The organism is Microbacterium psychrotolerans (assembly GCF_031085295.1).
Classification (GTDB): Bacteria; Actinomycetota; Actinomycetes; order Actinomycetales; family Microbacteriaceae; genus Microbacterium; species Microbacterium psychrotolerans.
Window position 1 is genome coordinate 891,835 of sequence record NZ_JAVFWO010000001.1, and the last position, 18,561, is coordinate 910,395.

Here is an 18,561-nt window from a genome sequence, read left to right on the forward strand (position 1 = left end):
CCCACGACCTCCGCAGGCCCCCTGGCCGGCGAGAGGACGAGGACGAAGGGACAATGACAATGCTGTCGAACATCACATCCGATCGCCGTTTCCACGAGGCGCCCGCTGCCGCGCTCGCTGCCGATGCGGAGCTGGTTGAGGGGATCTCGGCGGACGAGTTCCGGTTGGCCTTCCGTAACCATGCCGCCGGTGTCGCCGTCATCACAGCCGACGCGGGCGACGGCCCCGTGGCCATGACCGCGACCTCGGTGTTCTCCGTCAGTGCGACACCGCCGCTTCTCGTCTTCTCGGTGTCCTCGCTCTCGTCGGCGACGCCGACGATCCTTCGATCGTCGTCGGTCGTCGTCCACCTGCTCGACACCACGAACGTCGAACTTGCGCGACTCTGCGCGACCAGCGGTGTCGACCGCTTCGCCGATCGCGACTCGTGGAGTGTGCTGCCCACGGGGGAGCCCTACTTCGTCGAGCCCCCCGTTCGGCTCAGGGGCGAGATCGTCAACACCCTCGAGGCGGGCACCTCTCGTCTGATCGTCGTGAATGTGACGCACGCGAAAGCGCCCGCCGACGACGGGGACGCGCTCAATGCTCCGTTGGTCTATCACAGCCGCACCTGGCTGGCCCTGGACCGTTCGTCCCCGCTCGTGTGACCGAAGTCGCGGACATCGCGCACGCGCGTCGTCGCAGGGGACGGCCCCACTGGCCCGGAGGAGCTCGGCGATCGAGACGGGCAGAATGATGAATGAGATGAGCGGAACGGAAGGAGTCGAGGTGGCACGCATCACGGTGCTGGGAGGAAGCGGCTACGCGGGCGCGGCGGTCGTCGCCGAAGGTCGGCGACGCGGGCATGTGGTCACGGCTGTGAGCCGGTCGGCGCCTGCCGAGCAGATCGACGGCGTTGAGTATCGCACAGGATCCGTCCTCGACGGCGGGGTCCTCGAAGATGCGGTGGCCGGACGAGACGTCGTCGTCGTCGCACTCTCACCGCGTTCCGACCTTGCCGGCGGAAAGCAGGAAGCCGTCATCGAGGGCCTCATCGGGAGGCTGGCGGGAACCCCGACACGTCTGGGGTACATCGGAGGGGCCTCGTCGCTCCTCGTCGCCGACGATGGACCTCGTCTATGGGATGTGGCGCGTGACCAGCTCCCCGCGGATGCCAAGCCCGAGATCGAGACCGGCTTGAAGGTCTTCGACCTCCTGCAGGACAGCCCCGCCTCGGTCGACTGGTTCTATGTGAGCCCGCCCGCGGATTTCGGATCCTGGCTGGGTACGCCGTCGAAAGGCTCGTACCTGCTCGGTGGCGACATCCTCCTCCGAGACGAAGAGGGAACCTCCACGATCTCGGCGGCCGACCTCGCTCTGGCGATCCTCGACGAGATCGAGACGCCTGCGCATCGTCGGCGTCGCTTCACCGCCATCCACTGAGGCGCTTCCCGCGTCCGAATCCATGAGACCCCATCGGGAGCGGCCCCGTTCACTCCGATCGGGGCCGCCGGTGCGGCCAAGCGCGGGGGTCGTATTCCGCCGCACCGTGGTCTCACTCGTAACGGAGTGAGTCGACGGGATCGGCTTTCGCCCCTCGCGCTGCGGGCAGCGTTCCGGCGACGAAAGCGATTCCCATGACGATCAGGATGATCGTCACGATGGATGCCGCATCGAATGCGATCAGCGAGAGTCCAGGCAGATCGGCGAACGGCCCGTCTGCCAGCGCGGTGCTGATCGCGCTTCCGACCAGCATCCCGATCCCTACGCCGACCGCACTGCCGAGGAACCCGATGAACATCGCCTCGAGGCTGAAGAGGCTGAAGACTCGCCCGCTGCCCATGCCCATCGCCTTCATCAGGCCGATCTCCCGCGTCCGCTCCTGCACCGACATCAACAAGGTGTTCACGATCCCGAAGCTCGCCGCCAGCAGCGCGATCACAGCGAAGCCATTCAGTACCAGGACGATCGCGTCGATGACCGCGGTGAAGGCTCCGAGCTGATCGGCCACGGTGGTTCCCGTGAATCCAGCGTCCTCGAGGTCCGCCTGGAGAACATCGATCTGCTCGGCGGTGGCGTGCGGGTCGAACCAGATGCTGGCGCTGGCGAACCGCTCTTGCTCATCGGCGGGGACGCCGCTGTTCTGCAGCCCGAACAGCTCGTCCGTCAGAGCCTGGTTGGGGAGCGCGCTCGCACCGCCGCCCGTGAAGGTTTCCTCAGCGACGCCGACCACGGTCGCCTCCACCTCGTGCTGGACACGGGTCGGGTCGCTCACCGCGATGGTGACCGTCTGGCCGATCGCCGCGTCGGCGTCATCGAAGCCGAGCGCGTCCACAAAGGTAAGCGGAACGGCGACCTGATACTCGTCGGAAGCGCTGTCCGGGATGGTTCCCGCGGCGAGCTCCACCGTCTGGCCGGCGATGAGCGACCCCGCCCCGATGACCCAGCGAGTCCCGCCATCATGCTGGATGAAGTCCGGGGTGACGGTCTTGGTCGCCTCCACGCGCAGCACGCCGTCGATGCTGGCCAGGGTCTTGAGGTCGTCGGGTGTGATCGCGATCACCGATCCCGCGGCGCCAGGCGGGCCGGGCTGCGCGCTGGCGACCGCGTCGGGATCGTACTCGACGGGATCGCCCGTGGGGATGCCCCCGGCGGTGGAGTCCGAGGTCTTGGTGACCGCCATGACGTCCTCCGCGCCGATCGACGAGACGGTGTCGTCGATGTAGCGGTTGATGCCGGTCCCCAGCCCGCTGGTGATCGTCAGGGTGAAGGCGCCGACGAAGATCGCGAGGATCGTCAACAGCGTGCGCGTCTTCGAACGGAAGGCGTTCGAGACGGCTGAGGTGATCAGGTCGCCGGTCTTCATGCCGCCACCTCCTCGGGGAGGATGACGCCGTCGCGGATGTGGATGCGCCGGTCGCAGCGGGCGGCGAGGTCCTCGTCGTGCGTGACGACGATGAGCGTGATGCCGTGCTCGCGATTGAGCGAGAACAGGATGTCCTCCACGACACCGCCCGTGACCGTATCCAGGTTGCCCGTCGGCTCGTCGGCGAAGATGACCCTGGGATTGTTGACCAGCGCGCGTGCGATGACAGTGCGCTGCTTCTGGCCGCCCGACAGATTGGTCGACTTGTTGCGCGCCTTGTCGGCGAGGTCGAGCTGCTCGAGGGCTGCGAGGCCGCGGCGCTTGCGCTCGCCGCGCCTGACACCCGCGATCTTCAACGGAAGCACGACGTTGTCGAGCACCGACGTGTTGGGCGTCAGGAAGAACTGCTGGAAGACGAACCCGAAGGTCTTGTTGCGGGTCCCGTTCAGCGCCCCGCCGCGAAGCCGACTCGTGTCGACACCCTCCAGCGCGATGTTCCCGTCGGTCGGGGCGTCGAGCAGTGCGAGCAGGTGCATGAGCGTGGACTTGCCCGATCCGCTCTTGCCAATGATGGCGATGCTCTCGCCGGCGTTGATCTCCAGGCTCACGCCGCGCAACGCCTCGAAGCGGTTGGGGCCACGGCCGTACGTCTTGTGTACGTCCGTGATCGAGATGAGGGGGGTGGTCATGGGTCTCCTCCCAGGGGTCTCCATCAGCCTCGCCGGGGGACGTGCACCACGCGTCCCCCGGCCGGAGACACTCGCATACCCCGGCGGGGGTACTTCGCGATCACCCCACCGGGTCACGCGTGCGCGCGACGAACCCGGCACACTGGAGTCGTGCCGAGCCGTGCAGGAGAAGAGCCGCTGCGGTCGCCTCATCGTCCGCCCGCTTGGGTCGGCGACATCATCGCCGCGATCCTCATCGTGGGCGCCGTCGTCGTGCCGTATCCGGACCCTGCACTGCTCCCCCAAGACCCGCTCCAAGTCGCGGCGTCGCTGCTTCCGGCCGCGCTGCTTCCGTTGCGACGCCGCTGGCCGTTGGGCGTGCTCGGCGCCTGCGTGGCGATATACATAGCCTGCGGATTCCTCGGCTTCATCTCGCCCGGTGTGCTGCTGGCGGTCGTCGTCGCGATGTTCGGTGCCGCGAATCGACTGCCGCGCCGGTCGTCGCTCGTCGCACTTGGGGTGATTGTGGTCGTCATCGCAACGGTCGCGACGATCACCCTGGGCGACATCCTCGAACCGCGTGTGTTCCAGGTTGTGGTGTCGATCGCGCTCGCGGCTGCCGGAGGCGATGCGACGCGATCGCGGCGCGAGTATCTCGATGCCGTGACCGAGCGCGCCATCCGCGCAGAGCAGACCCGTGAGGCGGAGGCGATGCGGGCAGTCAGCGAGGAACGCCTCCGGATCGCACGTGACCTTCACGACGCCGTCGCCCACCAGATCTCCGTGGTCAGCCTGAACGCCGGTGTAGCGACATCCGCCCTCGAGAGCAGGCCGGAGAAGGCACGAGAGGCGTTGGCCACCATCCGCTCTGCTTCGCGCGCGGTGCTGGGCGAGATCGGGGATCTGCTTGCGGTCCTCCGGGCCGAGGAGCCGCGAGCCGGTGGCGGCGCCGCGGATGCGCCGCAGCCCAGCCTACGGCAGCTCGACGCGCTCGTCGCCTCCTTCGGCGCTTCCGAGCTCGCCGTGGTGACCCGCGTGGAGGGCGATCCCGCGAGGCTGCCGATCCCGAGCGACGCCGTGGCCTTCCGCGTCGTTCAGGAAGGTCTGACCAACGCCCTCAAGCACGGTTCCGAGCACCGCGCGCACGTGCTGATCGACGTGGCGGACGAGAGTGCGCGGATCATCGTGACGAACCCCGTCGACCGATCGACGGAGCTGCGAGACCCGGATGCTCCTGTCGGCTTCGGGCTCATCGGCCTCCGCGAGCGGGTCGCCGCCGTGCGCGGGACCATGGAGACCGGTGACTCCGCGACAGGGTTCCGCCTCGTGGTGACCCTGCCGATCCCTGAGGAGGAGGAACGGTGATCAGAGTGCTCATCGCCGACGACCAGACCCTCATCCGTGCCGCGGTGCGAGACCTGCTCGAGAGCGCGGGGGTCGCAGAGGTGGTCGGCGAGGCCGTGGACGGTGTGGAGGCGGAGCAGCTCGCGCGCCGGCTGCGTCCGGACATCGTCTTGATGGACATCCGGATGCCCGAACGCGACGGCATCGAAGCGACGGCGCGGATCTGCGCCGATCCGCAGCTCGCCGAGACACGCGTGCTCATCCTCACGACGTTCGAAGAGGACGAGTATCTCGTCGCGGCGCTGCGTGCCGGTGCTAGCGGCTTCATCGGCAAGGGGGCGGAGCCGGAGGACATCGTCCGGGCCATCGCAGCCGTTCACGCTGGCGAGGCGCTCCTCTCGCCCGCCGCGACTCGCGCCCTCATCACGCGATATGTTCTTCCCGCATCGGGCAGTGCGGGGCCAGGGGTGGCCGGGCTGGAACAGCTCACCGAACGCGAGACCGAGGTGCTGCGTCAGGTGGCTCGGGGCCGCTCCAACGATGAGATCGCGACAGAACTGTTCATCTCACCGCACACCGCGAAGACGCATGTGAAGCGAATCATGATGAAGCTCGGTGCGCACGACCGCGCGCAGCTGGTGATCGCCGCATACGAGAGCGGGCTGCTCGTTCCCGGGATGTAAAGGCGATCGTGGGGCCCACTCTCGGTCCGCCCGCGGCCGGCCGGGCGATTCGTCATGGCGACGAACGGGCCGGGCGAAGACGTCACGGTGCTGTGCCGGACGAAGATCAGGCGATCCCGGCAGCCGATCCGCTGGTGTGCCGCGGTCCGGCGATGCCGTGGAGTGCGAGCTCGAAGCCAGCGGCGATGGTGTCGGCATCGAACGCGCCCTCACGGAAGAGTAGCTGGAAGTAGATCGGGGCGTAGATTGCCTCAGCGAGCTCATCAGGGGTGTAGCCGCCGCGGATGGCGCCTTCGGCGATCGCCCGCTCGATCACGCGGTTGACCACCTCGCGGCGAGGCCGCCAGAAGAGCGTCTTGAACGTGTCAAGAGTGGCCGTGTCGTACTGGCTCTCGGCGATCAACTGCGCCATGAGTCGGCCCTCGTAACCGGCGTAGACCTTCGCGAGCGAGATGACATGCTCACGGAGGGCATCGACGGCGGGAAGATCGTCCCTCATGGTCGTCTGCAGAATGTGGTTCTCCAGGAAGGTGTCGATGATCACGGCGGCCTTGCTCGGCCACCAGCGATAGATAGTCGTCTTGCTGACTCCCGCCTCGCGCGCGATGCGCTCGATCGAGAGCTGCTGCACCGACATCGAATCCGGCTGGCGCTCGTCGAGCAGCTTCATCGTCGCCTGGAGGATCGCCTGTCGGCTCTGTTCACTGCGAATTGCCACGGGTAGACCCTAGGTCCTCGGCGTCCGATACGGAACGTTCATTGTGGCGCGCCCGCTCATCTGGCGCTCCGGGCGCTCGTGGCGGCCGCGAAAGCCGCATAGCGTTCCAGTAGCGCCGCGTCGTCGACGGCGCCGGGGTCGACGACCTCGTCGACCTTCTTCCCCTGGAGCAGGCGTTTGACCGGGACCTCCAGCTTCTTGCCGGTCTTCGTGTGAGGGATGGCTGGCATCACGATGATGTCGTCGGGTAGGTACCGAGGCGACAGATGCGTCCGGATCGCTGTGCGAATGGCCGCGCGAGCGTCGTCCGCATCCGTTCCGGGAGTGAGGGCGACGAACAGCGGCATGTAGTAGTCGGCGCCGATCTCGACTCCTACGATCATCGCCTCCGTCACCTCGGGTACCCCCTCCACCGCTGCGTAGATGTCGGCAGAGCCGAGACGGATGCCGTTGCGGTTGAGTGTCGAGTCGGAACGCCCGTGGATCACGATGCCGTCGCTCGAGAACTCGATGAAGTCGCCGTGCCGCCAGACGCCCGGGAACATCGTGAAGTAGCTGTCGCGATACCGCTCGAAGCCGGGGTCTCCCCAGAACTGCAGCGGCATGGACGGCAGCGGTGCCGACACCACCAACTCACCTCGGCCGAGCGTGGGTTCGCCGTTCTCGTTCCAGGACTCCACGCGTACGCCCAGCGCCGGGGCCTGGATGTACCCGATGCGCACGGGCAGAGTCGGTACCCCGCCCACGAAGATCGAAGCGATGTCGGTGCCACCGCTCTGCGACGTGAGCCACACATCTCCGACGCTCCGGTAGACCCATCGGAAGCCGTCGGGAGACAGCGGGGAGCCCGTGACGGTCACCACCCTCAAGGCCGAGAAGTCGTGGTCGCGAGCGGGCTCGAGTCCCGCCTTCGCGCACGCATGGACGAAACCTGCGCCCACGCCGAGCACGTTCACCCGTTCGGCACCTGCCACCTGCCAGAGGCGGTCCAGCGCGGGATGGGTGGGGTTGCCATCGAGCAGCACGATGGCGGCGCCCAGTCCCAGGGCGGCGACCAGCCCGTTCCACACCACCCAGCTGGTCGATGCGATCGTGAGAACACGATCGCCCGGACGGATGTCGTCATGGATGCTGCAGAGCTTCAGCTGCTCGAGAAGCACACCGCCGTGGCCATGCACGATGCCTTTAGGGACGCCCGTCGTGCCGGACGAGAACAGCACCCACAGCGGGTGGTCGAACTCGACGTCGGCGAAGTCGGCCTCGGCGGGGGCGGCGACGGCCTCGGCCCAGTCGCACGATGCCACCGCGGTGTCGACCGGGCGCGCACGCGTGTGACCGGTCACCCAGACGATGCGGCGGAGGGTCGGCAGACCGCGCAGCACCTCGGCCAGTTCGGCTCCGCGGTGCCGGTCCGTGCCGCCCAGCTCATAGCCGGGCGCCGCGATCAGCATCGTCGGCTCGAGCTGGGCGAAACGGGAGACGATCGCCCCCGGGCCGAACTCGGGCGCGCACACCGACCACACCGCTCCGATGGACGCTGTCGCCAACAGCCCGATCACCGCTTCGGGGATGTTCGGAAGGATGCCGACCACGCGGTCACCGGGACCCACTCCGCTTTCGCGGAGGTTCGCAGCGAAGGCCGCGACATCGGCGCGCAGTCGCGCGAACGTGATCTCGGTGCGCTCGCCGCTCTCCGAGATCGCGACGATCGCCGTGCCCTCGTGCCCGGCGAGCAGCTCCCGGGCGTAGTTGAGTCGACGGCCGGGGAACCAGCGGGTGCGGGGCATCGGATCCGCGCTGCAGACGACGCCGGAGGCACCCTTCATCGCCACGCCGGCGAAGTCCGCCCACGCCGACCAGAAGTGCTCGGGCTCGTCGACCGACCATTGCCAGAGGTCCTCGTAGTCTTCGCCGAGCTCGACGCCGCGGGAACGCAGGAAATCGGCGAAGCGGGCGACGTTCGTCTGCGATTCGAGGGACGGGTCGAGTCGCCACGCGACCTCGCCGATGCCGGCTTCGGCGTCGACGATCATGGGCGCGCCGATTCCACCGGGATGCCGCGGCGCTGGGCGGCGATCTCGTCTGCCGAGAGGGGCTCGGTGCCGATCAGGACGAACGCGACGCGCGCGATGCGGTCGGTGCGGTTCGACCACGCGTGGCTCGTCGCGCGTTGCACGGCGACGTCGCCGGCCCGGAGCGTCGCTTCGCCGTCGTCCACCAGCAGGGTGATCTCGCCCTCGAGCACGATGGCGTAGTCGAGGGAGTCGGTGCGGTGGAACCAGAAGTGCTTTCCCCCGGAGTGCCTCGCCCCTTCGGCGGCCTCGGCCTTTCCGTCGATCTCGTCGAAGATGCGGTCCTGGGCGTCGCTCGGATAGGAGGCGTCCGGGGGAAACTCCGCGATGCGGAACACCGTCTCGCCGGCGCGGGGGAACGTGGGCGTGGCCGACCCCGGGCCGACGGGGTCGTCGTCGGACACATGGTCGGCGGGGTAGGCTGTCAGCCAGGGAACCGCGGCGCCGAAGCCGGGGATGACCTCGGACGCGAAGGCGTTCGGGGCGATGCCGTCGATGAGGATGACGGCACGGCCGTCGTCGTCGTGACCGGTGACGACGCGGCGCACTCGGGGAGATTCGGTCATGCGCTCAGGCCTCCTCGAACGGGAACGGCTGGGGGGTCGGCCACCAGGACGGGGTCTCCTTCTGAGCCGCGATCGGGGAGCGGAGCACGCCGACGCGTTCGAGTTCGAGTTCGAGCAGGTCTCCCGGCTGCAGGAAGCGGCGCAGCTCGGCGCCCGCGCCGAAGGCCATGGTGCCCGATCCGATCAGGTCGCCCGGCTGCAGGCCGTCGAACTGCGAGACGTACGAGACCGTCTCCTCCGGTGTCCAGATGAAGTCCTCGACGCGGGTGTCCGACCAGACCTCGCCGTTGACGCGCACCTGCCCGGTGAGTCCGATGATCGAGGGGATCTCGTCCATGGTGACGATCCACGGTCCGATCCCGTAGGCGAAGTCCTTGGAGTGCTGCGCCCCCATGCCTATGGGGCTCTCCAGGACCTGCACATCGCGGAGGCTGAAGTCGTTGAAGATCGTGATGCCGAACACGTGGTCTAAGGCGCGCTCGGGCGTCACATTGCGGCCGGGCTTGCCGATGATGTAGCCGATCTCGAGCTCGTAGTCCAGCTGCTCCGTGATGCTCGGGTAGGGGACGGTCTCACCCGAGCCGTAGAGGGTCGCCGTGGAGCCCTTGAAGAATCCCGGACGCTCGTACACCGCCCTGGTCGGCGTGGTCTTCATGACGTTGCCGAAGAAGTTCTTGATGTGCCCGTTGAACGTGAGGCTGTCTCGGAGCACCGGCGGCTTGATCGCGGCGACGAAGGTCGCGTCGTCCAGCGGTGTGGAGGCGTCGTCGGCGGCGGTCAGCGCGCGATGTGCGGCTTCGAGGAAGAAGTCGCCGGTGGAGATGCCGCGCGTGAGGTCGCCGAACGTCGCCGCAGCGAGGTGACGGGCGCCGTCCTCGGTAGCCCCGCCCCGCTGAAGGGCGAGCGCGTACGCCCGTCGCAGATCCACGACGCGGTTGTTCTCGGGCTCTGCCGCGATGACGCGCACCTCGCGGCCATCGGGGGAGTCGACGGCGATTCGTCCGAGCTTCATGGTACAACTTCCTTTTCTCAATGCGATACGCAACGTATGGTATCGGATTTGCGAGCGGCGAAGGGGTGGGCGGCGATGCCGCCCACCCCTGGGCTCACTCGGCTGTCTGCGGGCCCAGTTCCGGATTGTTGAAGAACTCCGCGATCTGGTCGTCGGTGAGGTAGACCCCATCCACAGTCAGATCCGTGCCGTCGGACTCGGACCACGACGGGTCCACGACGTCGCCGATGTTCTCCTGGTCGACGACGTAGGGCCCCCAGGCGATCTGGTTGACCTTCGGTCCCGCGCCCGCGAGCACCTTGAGACCGATCTGAGCAGCCGCCTTCGCGGCCGGGATCGGCGGGGTCGCCGTGCCGAAGTACGGGTAGTCGGGGTTCGCCGCCGCGTACGCGGCCATGCCCTGCGACGCGTTGATGTCCTGAATCGGCGGGACCGGCATGCCGGCCTGCTCGAACGCGTCGCGGATCGCCCAGCCCATCGATCCGGCTTGGAACACGGCATCCACTCCCGCGGGATTGGTCGCAAGGTACTGGACGACGGCCTGCTGTGCCGCCGGAGGCTGGAAGAAGCCCTGCACCTGGCCGACGATCGAGACGTCCGGGCACAGTTCGAGCGCCTTGGCGATGCCGTCCTCGAAGAACAGCTGCGGCGGGATGCCGGGGACGCCGTCGACCTGCAGCACCGTCCCGCTGCCGCCGATGGCACCGAGGACGCCGGCGGCGGTCTCCATCGCCTGGAGATTCGAGTTGTTGGTCAGGCTGATGGCGTAGGGCGAGTCCAGCGGCACCACGGTCGAGATCACGGGGATCCCGGCGTCGTGCGCCTGGGCGACCAGATCGATGGCCGCCTCCGGTGCGGCGGGGTTGAGGAAGATGATGTCGGGCTGAAGCGAGAGGGCCTGGTTGAACATCTGAATCTGTCCGGGCACGTCAGTCGGGTCGTTCGGTGCGAGATTGGCGACGACCTCGACGTCCTGCGCCTTGAGCGATTCGAGCAGCTGCGCCTGGTAGGTGGCGATGTACGGGGCGGCCGGGGCCTGTCCGACGATCGCGGCGGTGAAGCCCTCGGTCTTGTCGGACTTCCAGTCCGCCCAGGCCGACTCCTGCACCTCGATGCCGTAGGCGTTGTATCCCGCCTTGACATCTGCGCTGAAGTCGTCGAGCAGGCCGTTTGGGTCGTTGGCGCCGAGCTGCGGGACGGAGCCGCATTCACCCGCGGCTGAGGCCGACGCGGTGTCGGTGGGGTTGTCGGTCGCGGCGGGCGTACAGCCGGACAGGCTGAGGGCACCGATGGCGGCGAGTGCTGTGGCGACGGTTCCCATCCGCGCCATGCGTGTGGGCTTGAGCATGTGTGGAACTCCTCTTTGAGTGGGCGCATCCGTTGCGCGAGTTCAGGATAGACACATTCGATACGGTTCGTCTAGTATCTGATGTACCGCCCTCTGTGGGTGAACTCGACGAGGAGTCAAGATGTCGGTTGCCGGGAGTGGGCTGAGGCTCACCGGGATCAGCAAGCACTTCGGTGCCACGCGCGCCCTGGTGGACGCGGAACTGGAGCTGCGCCCCAGCGAGGTGCACACGCTCCTCGGCGAGAACGGATCCGGCAAGTCGACGCTCGTCAAGATCATCGGTGGCGTCCACCGCCCCGATTCCGGCTCGCTGACGATGGGCGCGACGCCGCTCACGCTGCGCAGCCCCCGGCAGGCCCACCGGCGGGGGATAGCGGTCGTGTTCCAGGAGGTGCTCACCGCCACCAGCCAGTCGGTGCTCGACAACATCTGGCTCGGCACCGACGGCGTGTTCGTCCGGCGTCTTGCTCGCACCGCGCAGCGGCGCATCGCGGCCGACACCCTCGGCCGTCTCATCGACGGCATCGACCTCGACGCCCCCGCGGGAACGCTCTCGCTCTCGGAACGGCAGGCGATCTGCATCGCCCGGGCGCTGGTGCGCGATCCCGGCACCCTCGTCCTCGACGAGTCGACGGCAGCGCTCGACGTGCGCACCCGCGACCGGCTCTTCGCAGAGATCCGCCGGCTCACCGCCGACGGGGTCGGCGTGCTGTTCATCTCGCATCGCATGGACGAGGTCCAGGAGATCTCGGACCGGGTCTCCGTGCTCAGGTCGGGCCGCACCGTCTCGACCGTGGACCGTGGGGACCTCTCGGTGGACCGCCTCATCGCCGACATGACCGGGACCAGCGGGGTGATCCACGGGCTCGACCGCGACCGCCCGCTGGGTGATCCGACGCTGCGCGCCGATGGCGTGACACTCGCCGCCGGCGCGGCGCCGATCGACCTCACCCTGCGTGCCGGCGAGCTCGTCGGACTCGCAGGACTCGAAGGTCACGGCCAGGACGCGTTCCTGAAGCGCCTCGCCGGGGTGACCGCCGGCCCGGGCGCGGTGACCCGGGTGCTCAGCCCCGACATCGGCGTCCGGCCGGGCAACGGCGCGAAGCTCGGGGTGGCCTACCTCCCGCGCGAGCGCCGGGGCGAGTCGCTGTTCGAGTCGATGTCGATCCGCGACAACTTCGCCCTTCCGACACTGCGGCAGGACCGCCGGGGCGTGCTCCTGAGCAGCGGGCGCATGCGGAAGCGGTTCGCGGAGTTCGTGTCGGCGCTGAAGATCAGACTCGGCACGCAGGACGACCCGATCTCGAGTCTCTCGGGCGGCAGCCAGCAGAAGGTGGTCCTCGCCAGATGGCTCGCGACCGACCCGAAGGTGCTGCTGCTGAACGACCCGACGCGAGGAGTGGACATCATGACCAAGCGTGAGATCTACACGATCCTCGATCGACTGTGCGCAGACGGCATGAGCATCGTCCTGCTCTCGAGCGAAGTGGAGGAGCTGGTGGAGCTCGTCGATCGCGTGCTCGTGTTCCGGGACCAGTCGGTGTTCGCAGAGATCCCTCGCGAGAGCCTCACGAGCGAGGCGGTCGTCGCCGCCTACTTCGGTCGGCGGGCGGGAGCGGTCGCATGAGCCGCGTGCAGGGCATCCTCCAGCGGCGCAGCTGGGCGTTCGCCTTCGTGCTCGCGCTCATCCTGCTCGTCGTCAATCTGATCGTGAGCCCGAGCTTCCTCGCCCCCGAGCGGCTGCCCGCGACGCTGGCGACCCTCGCGCCGTTCGTCCTTGTTGGATTCGCGTCGACTCCGGCGATCCTCTCGGGCGGCATCGACATCTCGGTCGGGCCGCTGGCGACGCTGATCAACTGCCTCTTCATCGCGGTGCTGATCCCCGCAGGGTGGGGAGAGTGGTACGTCGCCGTGCCGATCCTGCTCCTCACCTCAGCAGCCGTCGGAACGGTCACGGGCATCCTCGTCGCGGTGGTGCGGCTGCACCCCGTCGTCGCCTCGATCGGCGTGTTCTTCGTGCTCGTCGGCATCGCGGTCACCATCTCGAAGCAGCCCGTGCCGGCGCCCCCGAACTGGAGCGAGGCGCTCGCCGGGTCCTTCGGCTGGTTCCCCGCGGCAGCCATCACGATGGGCGGCGTGGCGCTCGTCTGGTTCGTGCTGCGGCGGACGGCATTCGTCAGCAATCTGCTCGCCACGGGGGAGAGTGACATCTCGGCCTACGGCTCCGGGGTGAACGTCACCCTCGTGCGTGTGCTGTCCTACACGCTCGGAGGTGTGTTCGCCGGCGTCGGCGGCATCGCACTGTCGGCCCTCTTGCAGTCCTCGCAGTCCTCGCTCGCGACGACCTACGCGCTGCTGGGCATCGCGGCCGCCGTGCTCGGCGGCGCGAACCTCGGCGGCGGTCGCGGCGGGCTCCTGGGCGCCTTCCTCGGCGCAGTGGTCATCTATCTGGTGCAGCAGCTGCTGACGGCGGCCGGTGTGCAGCCCAGCCTCGTCCAGGTCACCTACGGGCTCGTGCTCGTGCTCGGCGTGCTCCTGGGCGCGACCCTCCTCAATCCGCGACTGACAAGGAGCCGCGCATGACCGGACCCTCGACGGGCGTCACGCGATCATTGACCGTGCCGCTTCCTCCCGCCCGCGGCTGGGCGAGGGTGCGCCGGTGGGCCGTGGAGACCCCCTTCATCCAGGTGCTCGTGCTGATCGTGCTCGTCGCCGTCCTGGTCGCGCTCATTCCCGCCTTCGCGACGAGGCCGCAGGCCGCCGTCTCGATCCTGGTTCTCGCGTCGCTCCTCGCGCTCGCCGCCATGGGGCAGACGCTCGTGGTCATCCTGGGTGGGATGGATCTGGCCGTCGCGGGCTACATCCTGTTCGGGGCGATGATCGCCTCCAACGCCACCAGCCGGCTCGGCTGGCCGACGTGGTTCGCGCTGCTGGTCACCGTCGTCGTGTGCGGCGGCATCGGGGCACTGGTCGGGGCTGCGTGCCACTGGCTGCGGATCCAGCCGCTGGTGCTCACACTCGGCGTCGGCGCGGTCCTCGCCGGCGGTTCGATGTTCCTCGTGAACGGCGACTACAACGGCCAGCCGCCGGAGGACCTGCGCGCGCTGGCGCAGCTCACCGGAACGACGTTCGGCCTGCCGATCCCGCCGATCATCCTGATCGTCGTCCTGCTGGGCGTCGTGCTGTGGCTGTTCCTCTCGCGCACCGCGACCGGCCGCCGGTTGTACGCCACCGGGGTCAACCCGCGGGCGGCGGCGCTGACCCGAGTGAACACGGCCGCCATCTGGGCGGGCGTGTTCGCCCTGTCGGGCGTGCTGGCCGGCATCGCGGGCATGTTGATCGCGGCGTTCGGATCGGGATGGGCGCAGGGCACCGGCGACCCGTACCTCTTCTCGGGCCTGGCGGCGGTGCTCGTCGGAGGGACGACCTTCGGGTCGGTGCGGGGCAGCTTCACGCGCACCGCGCTCGGCGCACTCATCCTGACCGTCGTCGCGACGATCATCACCAGCCGCGGTCTCGCCGAGGCGCAGAGCCGCATCGTGTACGGCATCATCATCCTCGCGGTCGTCGCGCTGTACGGGCGGGAGCGGCATGTGCGGGACCGCTTCTGAGCCGGAGCGCTGGGGCGCCCGCGCGCGGCTGAGCCCGCGGAGCGGGCGATCGTGAGCGGACGGCTGGACGGCAAGGTGGCGCTCGTCACCGGCGGCTGTGGAGGCATGGGCGTGTCGCACGCGCGGGCGCTCGCGCGCGAGGGAGGTCGCGTCGTGATCGCCGATCTCGACGACGCCCACGGCCGGGACGTCGCCGAAACGCTCGGCGACGCGGTCTCCTTCATCGCCCTCGACGTCACGAGCACGCCGCAATGGGCTTCCGCGGTCGCACAGGTCGAGAGGACGTTCGGGCGCCTCGACGTGCTCGTGAACAACGCGGGGATCGTGGACTTCGCTCCCATCGACGAATACGAGGATGCCGCGTGGGATCGCATCATCGCGATCAATCTGACCGGCGCGTTCAAGGGCATCCGAGCGGTGACTGCGCTGATGGCGGCCGCCGGGGCGGGCTCCATCGTCAACATCTCCTCGACGGCGGGGCTGCGCGGCTTCGCGCGGGTCGCCGGCTACAACGCGTCGAAGTTCGGACTGCGCGGTCTGACGAAGTCGGCCGCGATGGAGCTTGCTTCGCGGGGCATCCGTGTCAACTCGGTCCACCCGGGCAACATCGACACGCCCATGATCGACGGCTTCTTCGAAGACTTCGCACACGTGCCGATGCACCGCGCCGGCCGGCCGGAGGAGATCTCCGAGCTGATCGTCTATCTCGCCTCCGACGAGAGCTCGTTCGCGACCGGTGCCGAGTTCGTGGTCGACGGCGGCGAGACGGCCGGGCTGCCCGCGCAGTAGCGGGCGGCGCCGGGCCCGCGTCAGCCCTCGAGCAACTCCTGGCAGCGGCGGTCGACGGTGCGCTCCCACGTGTCGAGATCGTCGGCCGGAGCGGCCACGACGACGCGGTCCACGTGCCAGGAGCGCAGCCGATCGGCGGCCCTCCGGTCCGCCGGAGCGTCCACGGTGATCTCGAACTGCTCCCGGGGCCGCCCGATCGCGTCCGCCTCCTCGTACAGCATTTGCAGGAGGCCGCCGATGTGCGCGAGGTCTTGACCGAGCAGGAACACGCCGTCGCCCCAGTGCGCCGCGCGGCGCATGGCGGCCCGCGACCCGCCCCCCAAGACGATCGGCACGCCGGCCGGATCCACCGGCTTCGGATTCACGTGCAGGTCCCGGAAGGAGTGGTAGCGCCCCGCGAACTCGGAAGCGCCGGGTGCCCACGCCGCGCGCAGCACCTGCAGCGCCTCGTCGGCCCGTCGCCCGCGCTCGGTGAACGGCACTCCGAGCGCCGCGTACTCCTCGGCCAGCCAGCCGATCCCGAAGCCGGCGATCACACGTCCGCGCGACAAGCGGTCGAGGGTCGCCAGGCGCTTGGCGAGGATCAGCGGATGGTGCAGCGGCAGGATCATCAGCCCCGTCGCAAGTCTCACGCGGTCGGTGAGGGCCGCGAGGTGCTGCAGCCACTGGGGCGGGTCGGGCAGGTCCGCATCGGCCGGGCCGCCCATCTTCCCGTCCGGGCTGAACGGGTAGACGGACCGGTACTGCGACGGCAGCGCGACGTGCTCGAACATCCACACCGACTCCGCCGCAGTGCGCTCAACCGCGGCGGCGAACTCGGTCAGCCACGCCGGGTCGGCGATGTGCGACGAGAGCGGGAGCACGCCGACCTTCATCCCGCCCCCTCCGCTGCGGTCCGTGCGGTCATGCGACGATGATCCGTTCGTGCGCGATGAGCGTCGTCGATCGCGGGGCGTCGATCAGGTCGCTGGCCAAGAGGCGTTGCGCTGCCTCGGGCTGCGCGGCGAGTGCATCCTCCATCGCGCGCAGGTGGCGCCACCACAGCTCCTGAACCCCGTCGTACTCGTCGTCGGAGACGGATGCCGCGCCCGCCGCGCCGAGATCGCCCGAGCCGTCGGCAGCACGGGCGATGTGGCCGATGGCGGTGCACCGCACATGCCGGGTCACCGCCAGGCGCCGACCGAGGTCCCGGTCGGCGGCGGAGGGCCAGCGGTCCGCGAAGTCGCTCCCGCTCACCTCGGGGCGCCGCCGTACGAAGACGAGGAGCTTGACCCCGCGTACACGCGGATCGAAGCCGTGCTCGTCAACGAGGGTCTCCTCGGAGGAGATCAGATGCCGGGGGCGCGTCAGATCGAGGAAGTTGCGCTCGTCTGCCATGAGCTCCGCGAAGCGGGGCTCATGGGGCATGGCCAGCACCGACGAGGACGTGGGGTGCCAGGTCTCGGCGCATCCGTCCCAGCTCGACGACGAGAACAGCTCGTCCAGCAGCGCGGGCGAGTCGTCCAGCCGTACGCTCTGCACGTAACGCGTGATGCGGCGGATGTGCGTGACGATCTCGGCGTGGTGGGTGATCCAGTGGTGCGAGAAGTCGGCTCGTGAGATGTCCGCTCGGCGCGAGAACGGGTCGAAGAGCTTGATGCCGGCCATGTGCGCTCCCGCGGCCGAGCCGGCGGTCAGTCCTTCTTCCGCGACTGCGCCACGATCTGCCCGATGTGGATGAAGTGCTCGTCCACGCCGGCGAGGTCGCGCGCCTTGCGGAAGCTGCGCACCGCGCCGAGTTCGCCGGCGCGCACCCGCGAGACGAGATCGGGGTTGGCGATCTGGGACCGACCGGCACCGATGAGGTCGAACTCGCGCGCCTCGAGACCGAGCCGCACGCGGTCGAAGTCGTGCTCCGCCTGGGAGCGGGGCTCCTCGTTCTCGAGGATGTCGTGGGCGAAGTCGGTGGACAGTCCCACGCTGCCGATGGCTAGCACCGGCGCGTCGGTGAACGACTTGACCCACGCGGGCAGGGTCAGCTTCGCGTCGAGCTCAGGCCACGCGACGGCGTCGAAGCGTCGTGTGGAGACGTTGAAGAGGTCGACTCCTGCGCTGCGCAGGCGCGCGAGGAACGGGCCGAGCTCATCCGGGTGCTCGGCGATGCGCGCGGTGTAGTCGACCTCCTTCCACTGGGAGAACCGGAACGAGATGACGAAGTCGGGACCGGTCGCTTCGCGGATCGCGGCCACGATCTCGGCCGGGTAGGCGGCGCGCTCCGCGAGGGTGGCGCCCCCGTACTCGTCGGTGCGCTCGTTGGTCTCGTGCCACAGGAACTGGTCGAGGAAGTACCCGTGGCAGGCGTGGATCTCGACGCCGTGCGCGCCGAGGTCCTGCGCGATCCGGGCGCTGTGGACGTAGGCGGCGAGCGTCTCCCGCAGCTCCTGCGCCGACATCGCCCGCCCGTTGCGCCGGCCTTCCTGCACGAGCCCCGACGCGCTGAGGGTGGGCTGATCGGGATACGGGTTGCTCATGCCCTCGACGACGAGGCGGATCGCCCCGGGGTGCCACAGCTGCATGAGGAACAGCACTCCCGGGGTGGCGAGCACCGTATCGGCCACCTCGCGCCACTCGGGCACCGTGTCGTCGCCGATGACGCTGAAGACCTGCTGCCAGTACGCGGCAGGGTGGTCGGGCGACGAGCCCTCGGAGATGATCAGGCCGCAGCCGCCTTCGGCGACCGCCCGCAGCGTGGGGGCCATCCGCGGGGTGGGGCGGAAGTCGAGCGACGCGCGCTGCATCGCCGGCAGAGCGAACCGGTTGCGGGCGGTTCGGCCGTTGATCGTGATCGGGGTGAAGAGGGGGTCGGGCGATGCGACGCCGTCGAGGACGGGGCTGGCGGCGGGGTTCTCCATGCGTGCTCCTGAGG

General features: G+C 69.1%; 18 protein-coding genes. 8 read left to right on the forward strand and 10 right to left on the reverse strand.

Annotation, left to right across the window (positions count from 1 at the left end; genetic code table 11):
- Window positions 1-53 precede the first annotated feature (53 nt).
- Window positions 54-647, forward strand: coding sequence for a flavin reductase family protein (locus tag Q9R08_RS03870; protein WP_308866507.1), 594 nt, complete (start codon window positions 54-56; stop codon window positions 645-647).
- Window positions 648-744: 97 nt separating this feature from the next.
- A complete protein-coding gene (locus tag Q9R08_RS03875; protein WP_308866508.1) occupies window positions 745-1,422 on the forward strand; it encodes an NAD(P)-dependent oxidoreductase in 678 nt (225 codons plus the stop codon).
- Between the two features lie 112 nt (window positions 1,423-1,534).
- Here the strand turns inward: Q9R08_RS03875 and Q9R08_RS03880 are convergent, their stop codons facing one another.
- A complete protein-coding gene (locus Q9R08_RS03880) occupies window positions 1,535-2,845 on the reverse strand; it encodes an ABC transporter permease (protein WP_308866509.1) in 1,311 nt (436 codons plus the stop codon).
- Window positions 2,842-3,534 carry an ABC transporter ATP-binding protein gene (locus tag Q9R08_RS03885; RefSeq protein WP_308866510.1) on the reverse strand — a complete coding sequence of 231 codons (693 nt, stop codon included), beginning with the start codon at window positions 3,532-3,534 and terminating at the stop codon, window positions 2,842-2,844. The genes Q9R08_RS03880 and Q9R08_RS03885 overlap by 4 nt, the downstream gene beginning before the upstream one ends.
- 150 nt (window positions 3,535-3,684) lie before the next feature.
- Between Q9R08_RS03885 and Q9R08_RS03890 the strand changes: the two genes are divergently transcribed.
- Window positions 3,685-4,878: a sensor histidine kinase gene (locus Q9R08_RS03890; RefSeq protein WP_308866511.1), complete on the forward strand. Its 1,194-nt coding sequence runs from the start codon at window positions 3,685-3,687 to the stop codon at window positions 4,876-4,878.
- Window positions 4,875-5,540, forward strand: a complete 666-nt coding sequence (locus Q9R08_RS03895; protein ID WP_308866512.1) for a response regulator transcription factor — start codon at window positions 4,875-4,877, stop codon at window positions 5,538-5,540. Before Q9R08_RS03890 ends, Q9R08_RS03895 begins: the two co-directional genes overlap by 4 nt.
- Window positions 5,541-5,646: 106 nt before the next feature.
- On the opposite strand, the gene Q9R08_RS03900 is transcribed toward Q9R08_RS03895, so the two are convergent.
- The 5 genes from Q9R08_RS03900 to Q9R08_RS03920 form a co-directional block, all read right to left on the reverse strand.
- The gene (locus Q9R08_RS03900) at window positions 5,647-6,258 is read right to left on the reverse strand and encodes a TetR/AcrR family transcriptional regulator (protein WP_308866513.1); all 612 of its coding nucleotides are present in this window, start codon (window positions 6,256-6,258) and stop codon (window positions 5,647-5,649) included.
- 56 nt (window positions 6,259-6,314) lie between these two features.
- A complete protein-coding gene (locus tag Q9R08_RS03905) occupies window positions 6,315-8,291 on the reverse strand; it encodes an acetoacetate--CoA ligase (protein WP_308866514.1) in 1,977 nt (658 codons plus the stop codon).
- Window positions 8,288-8,896: a cupin domain-containing protein gene (locus Q9R08_RS03910; RefSeq protein WP_308866516.1), complete on the reverse strand. Its 609-nt coding sequence runs from the start codon at window positions 8,894-8,896 to the stop codon at window positions 8,288-8,290. The genes Q9R08_RS03905 and Q9R08_RS03910 overlap by 4 nt, the downstream gene beginning before the upstream one ends.
- 4 nt (window positions 8,897-8,900) lie before the next feature.
- A complete protein-coding gene (locus tag Q9R08_RS03915; RefSeq protein WP_308866517.1) occupies window positions 8,901-9,908 on the reverse strand; it encodes a fumarylacetoacetate hydrolase family protein in 1,008 nt (335 codons plus the stop codon).
- Between the two features lie 94 nt (window positions 9,909-10,002).
- Window positions 10,003-11,256: a substrate-binding domain-containing protein gene (locus Q9R08_RS03920; RefSeq protein ID WP_308866518.1), complete on the reverse strand. Its 1,254-nt coding sequence runs from the start codon at window positions 11,254-11,256 to the stop codon at window positions 10,003-10,005.
- 121 nt (window positions 11,257-11,377) lie between these two features.
- On the opposite strand from Q9R08_RS03920, the gene Q9R08_RS03925 reads away from it, so the two are divergent.
- The 4 genes from Q9R08_RS03925 to Q9R08_RS03940 are packed head-to-tail and all read left to right on the forward strand — an operon-like array spanning window position 11,378 to window position 15,656.
- On the forward strand, window positions 11,378-12,883 hold the full coding sequence (locus tag Q9R08_RS03925) for a sugar ABC transporter ATP-binding protein (protein ID WP_308866519.1): 1,506 nt from the start codon (window positions 11,378-11,380) through the stop codon (window positions 12,881-12,883).
- Complete coding sequence (locus Q9R08_RS03930; RefSeq protein WP_308866520.1) at window positions 12,880-13,839, forward strand: ABC transporter permease; 960 nt, start codon at window positions 12,880-12,882, stop codon at window positions 13,837-13,839. Before Q9R08_RS03925 ends, Q9R08_RS03930 begins: the two co-directional genes overlap by 4 nt.
- Window positions 13,836-14,867 (forward strand): ABC transporter permease, encoded by a 1,032-nt coding sequence (locus Q9R08_RS03935; protein WP_308866521.1) that lies wholly within the window; start codon window positions 13,836-13,838, stop codon window positions 14,865-14,867. The genes Q9R08_RS03930 and Q9R08_RS03935 overlap by 4 nt, the downstream gene beginning before the upstream one ends.
- A gap of 51 nt (window positions 14,868-14,918) precedes the next feature.
- Window positions 14,919-15,656 (forward strand): glucose 1-dehydrogenase, encoded by a 738-nt coding sequence (locus Q9R08_RS03940; RefSeq protein ID WP_308866522.1) that lies wholly within the window; start codon window positions 14,919-14,921, stop codon window positions 15,654-15,656.
- A gap of 20 nt (window positions 15,657-15,676) precedes the next feature.
- Here Q9R08_RS03940 and Q9R08_RS03945 read toward each other — a convergent pair whose 3' ends face one another.
- From Q9R08_RS03945 to Q9R08_RS03955, 3 genes are read right to left on the reverse strand one after another with little or no spacing between them, the layout of a single operon-like run.
- Complete coding sequence (locus Q9R08_RS03945; protein WP_308866523.1) at window positions 15,677-16,531, reverse strand: TIGR03619 family F420-dependent LLM class oxidoreductase; 855 nt, start codon at window positions 16,529-16,531, stop codon at window positions 15,677-15,679.
- 28 nt (window positions 16,532-16,559) lie between these two features.
- On the reverse strand, window positions 16,560-17,303 hold the full coding sequence (locus Q9R08_RS03950) for an EthD domain-containing protein (protein ID WP_308866524.1): 744 nt from the start codon (window positions 17,301-17,303) through the stop codon (window positions 16,560-16,562).
- 26 nt (window positions 17,304-17,329) lie between these two features.
- Window positions 17,330-18,547 carry an oxidoreductase gene (locus Q9R08_RS03955; RefSeq protein ID WP_308866525.1) on the reverse strand — a complete coding sequence of 406 codons (1,218 nt, stop codon included), beginning with the start codon at window positions 18,545-18,547 and terminating at the stop codon, window positions 17,330-17,332.
- Between the last annotated feature and the right edge of the window lie 14 nt (window positions 18,548-18,561).

Coding starts and splice junctions, on each gene's coding strand:
- Q9R08_RS03870 (WP_308866507.1), top strand. CDS start 54: ATGACAATGCTGTCGAACATCACATCCGATCGCCGTTTCCACGAGGCG.
- Q9R08_RS03875 (WP_308866508.1), top strand. CDS start 745: ATGAGCGGAACGGAAGGAGTCGAGGTGGCACGCATCACGGTGCTGGGA.
- Q9R08_RS03880 (WP_308866509.1), bottom strand. CDS start 2,845: ATGAAGACCGGCGACCTGATCACCTCAGCCGTCTCGAACGCCTTCCGT.
- Q9R08_RS03885 (WP_308866510.1), bottom strand. CDS start 3,534: ATGACCACCCCCCTCATCTCGATCACGGACGTACACAAGACGTACGGC.
- Q9R08_RS03905 (WP_308866514.1), bottom strand. CDS start 8,291: ATGATCGTCGACGCCGAAGCCGGCATCGGCGAGGTCGCGTGGCGACTC.
- Q9R08_RS03910 (WP_308866516.1), bottom strand. CDS start 8,896: ATGACCGAATCTCCCCGAGTGCGCCGCGTCGTCACCGGTCACGACGAC.
- Q9R08_RS03915 (WP_308866517.1), bottom strand. CDS start 9,908: ATGAAGCTCGGACGAATCGCCGTCGACTCCCCCGATGGCCGCGAGGTG.
- Q9R08_RS03920 (WP_308866518.1), bottom strand. CDS start 11,256: ATGCTCAAGCCCACACGCATGGCGCGGATGGGAACCGTCGCCACAGCA.
- Q9R08_RS03925 (WP_308866519.1), top strand. CDS start 11,378: ATGTCGGTTGCCGGGAGTGGGCTGAGGCTCACCGGGATCAGCAAGCAC.
- Q9R08_RS03930 (WP_308866520.1), top strand. CDS start 12,880: ATGAGCCGCGTGCAGGGCATCCTCCAGCGGCGCAGCTGGGCGTTCGCC.
- Q9R08_RS03935 (WP_308866521.1), top strand. CDS start 13,836: ATGACCGGACCCTCGACGGGCGTCACGCGATCATTGACCGTGCCGCTT.
- Q9R08_RS03945 (WP_308866523.1), bottom strand. CDS start 16,531: ATGAAGGTCGGCGTGCTCCCGCTCTCGTCGCACATCGCCGACCCGGCG.
- Q9R08_RS03950 (WP_308866524.1), bottom strand. CDS start 17,303: ATGGCCGGCATCAAGCTCTTCGACCCGTTCTCGCGCCGAGCGGACATC.
- Q9R08_RS03955 (WP_308866525.1), bottom strand. CDS start 18,547: ATGGAGAACCCCGCCGCCAGCCCCGTCCTCGACGGCGTCGCATCGCCC.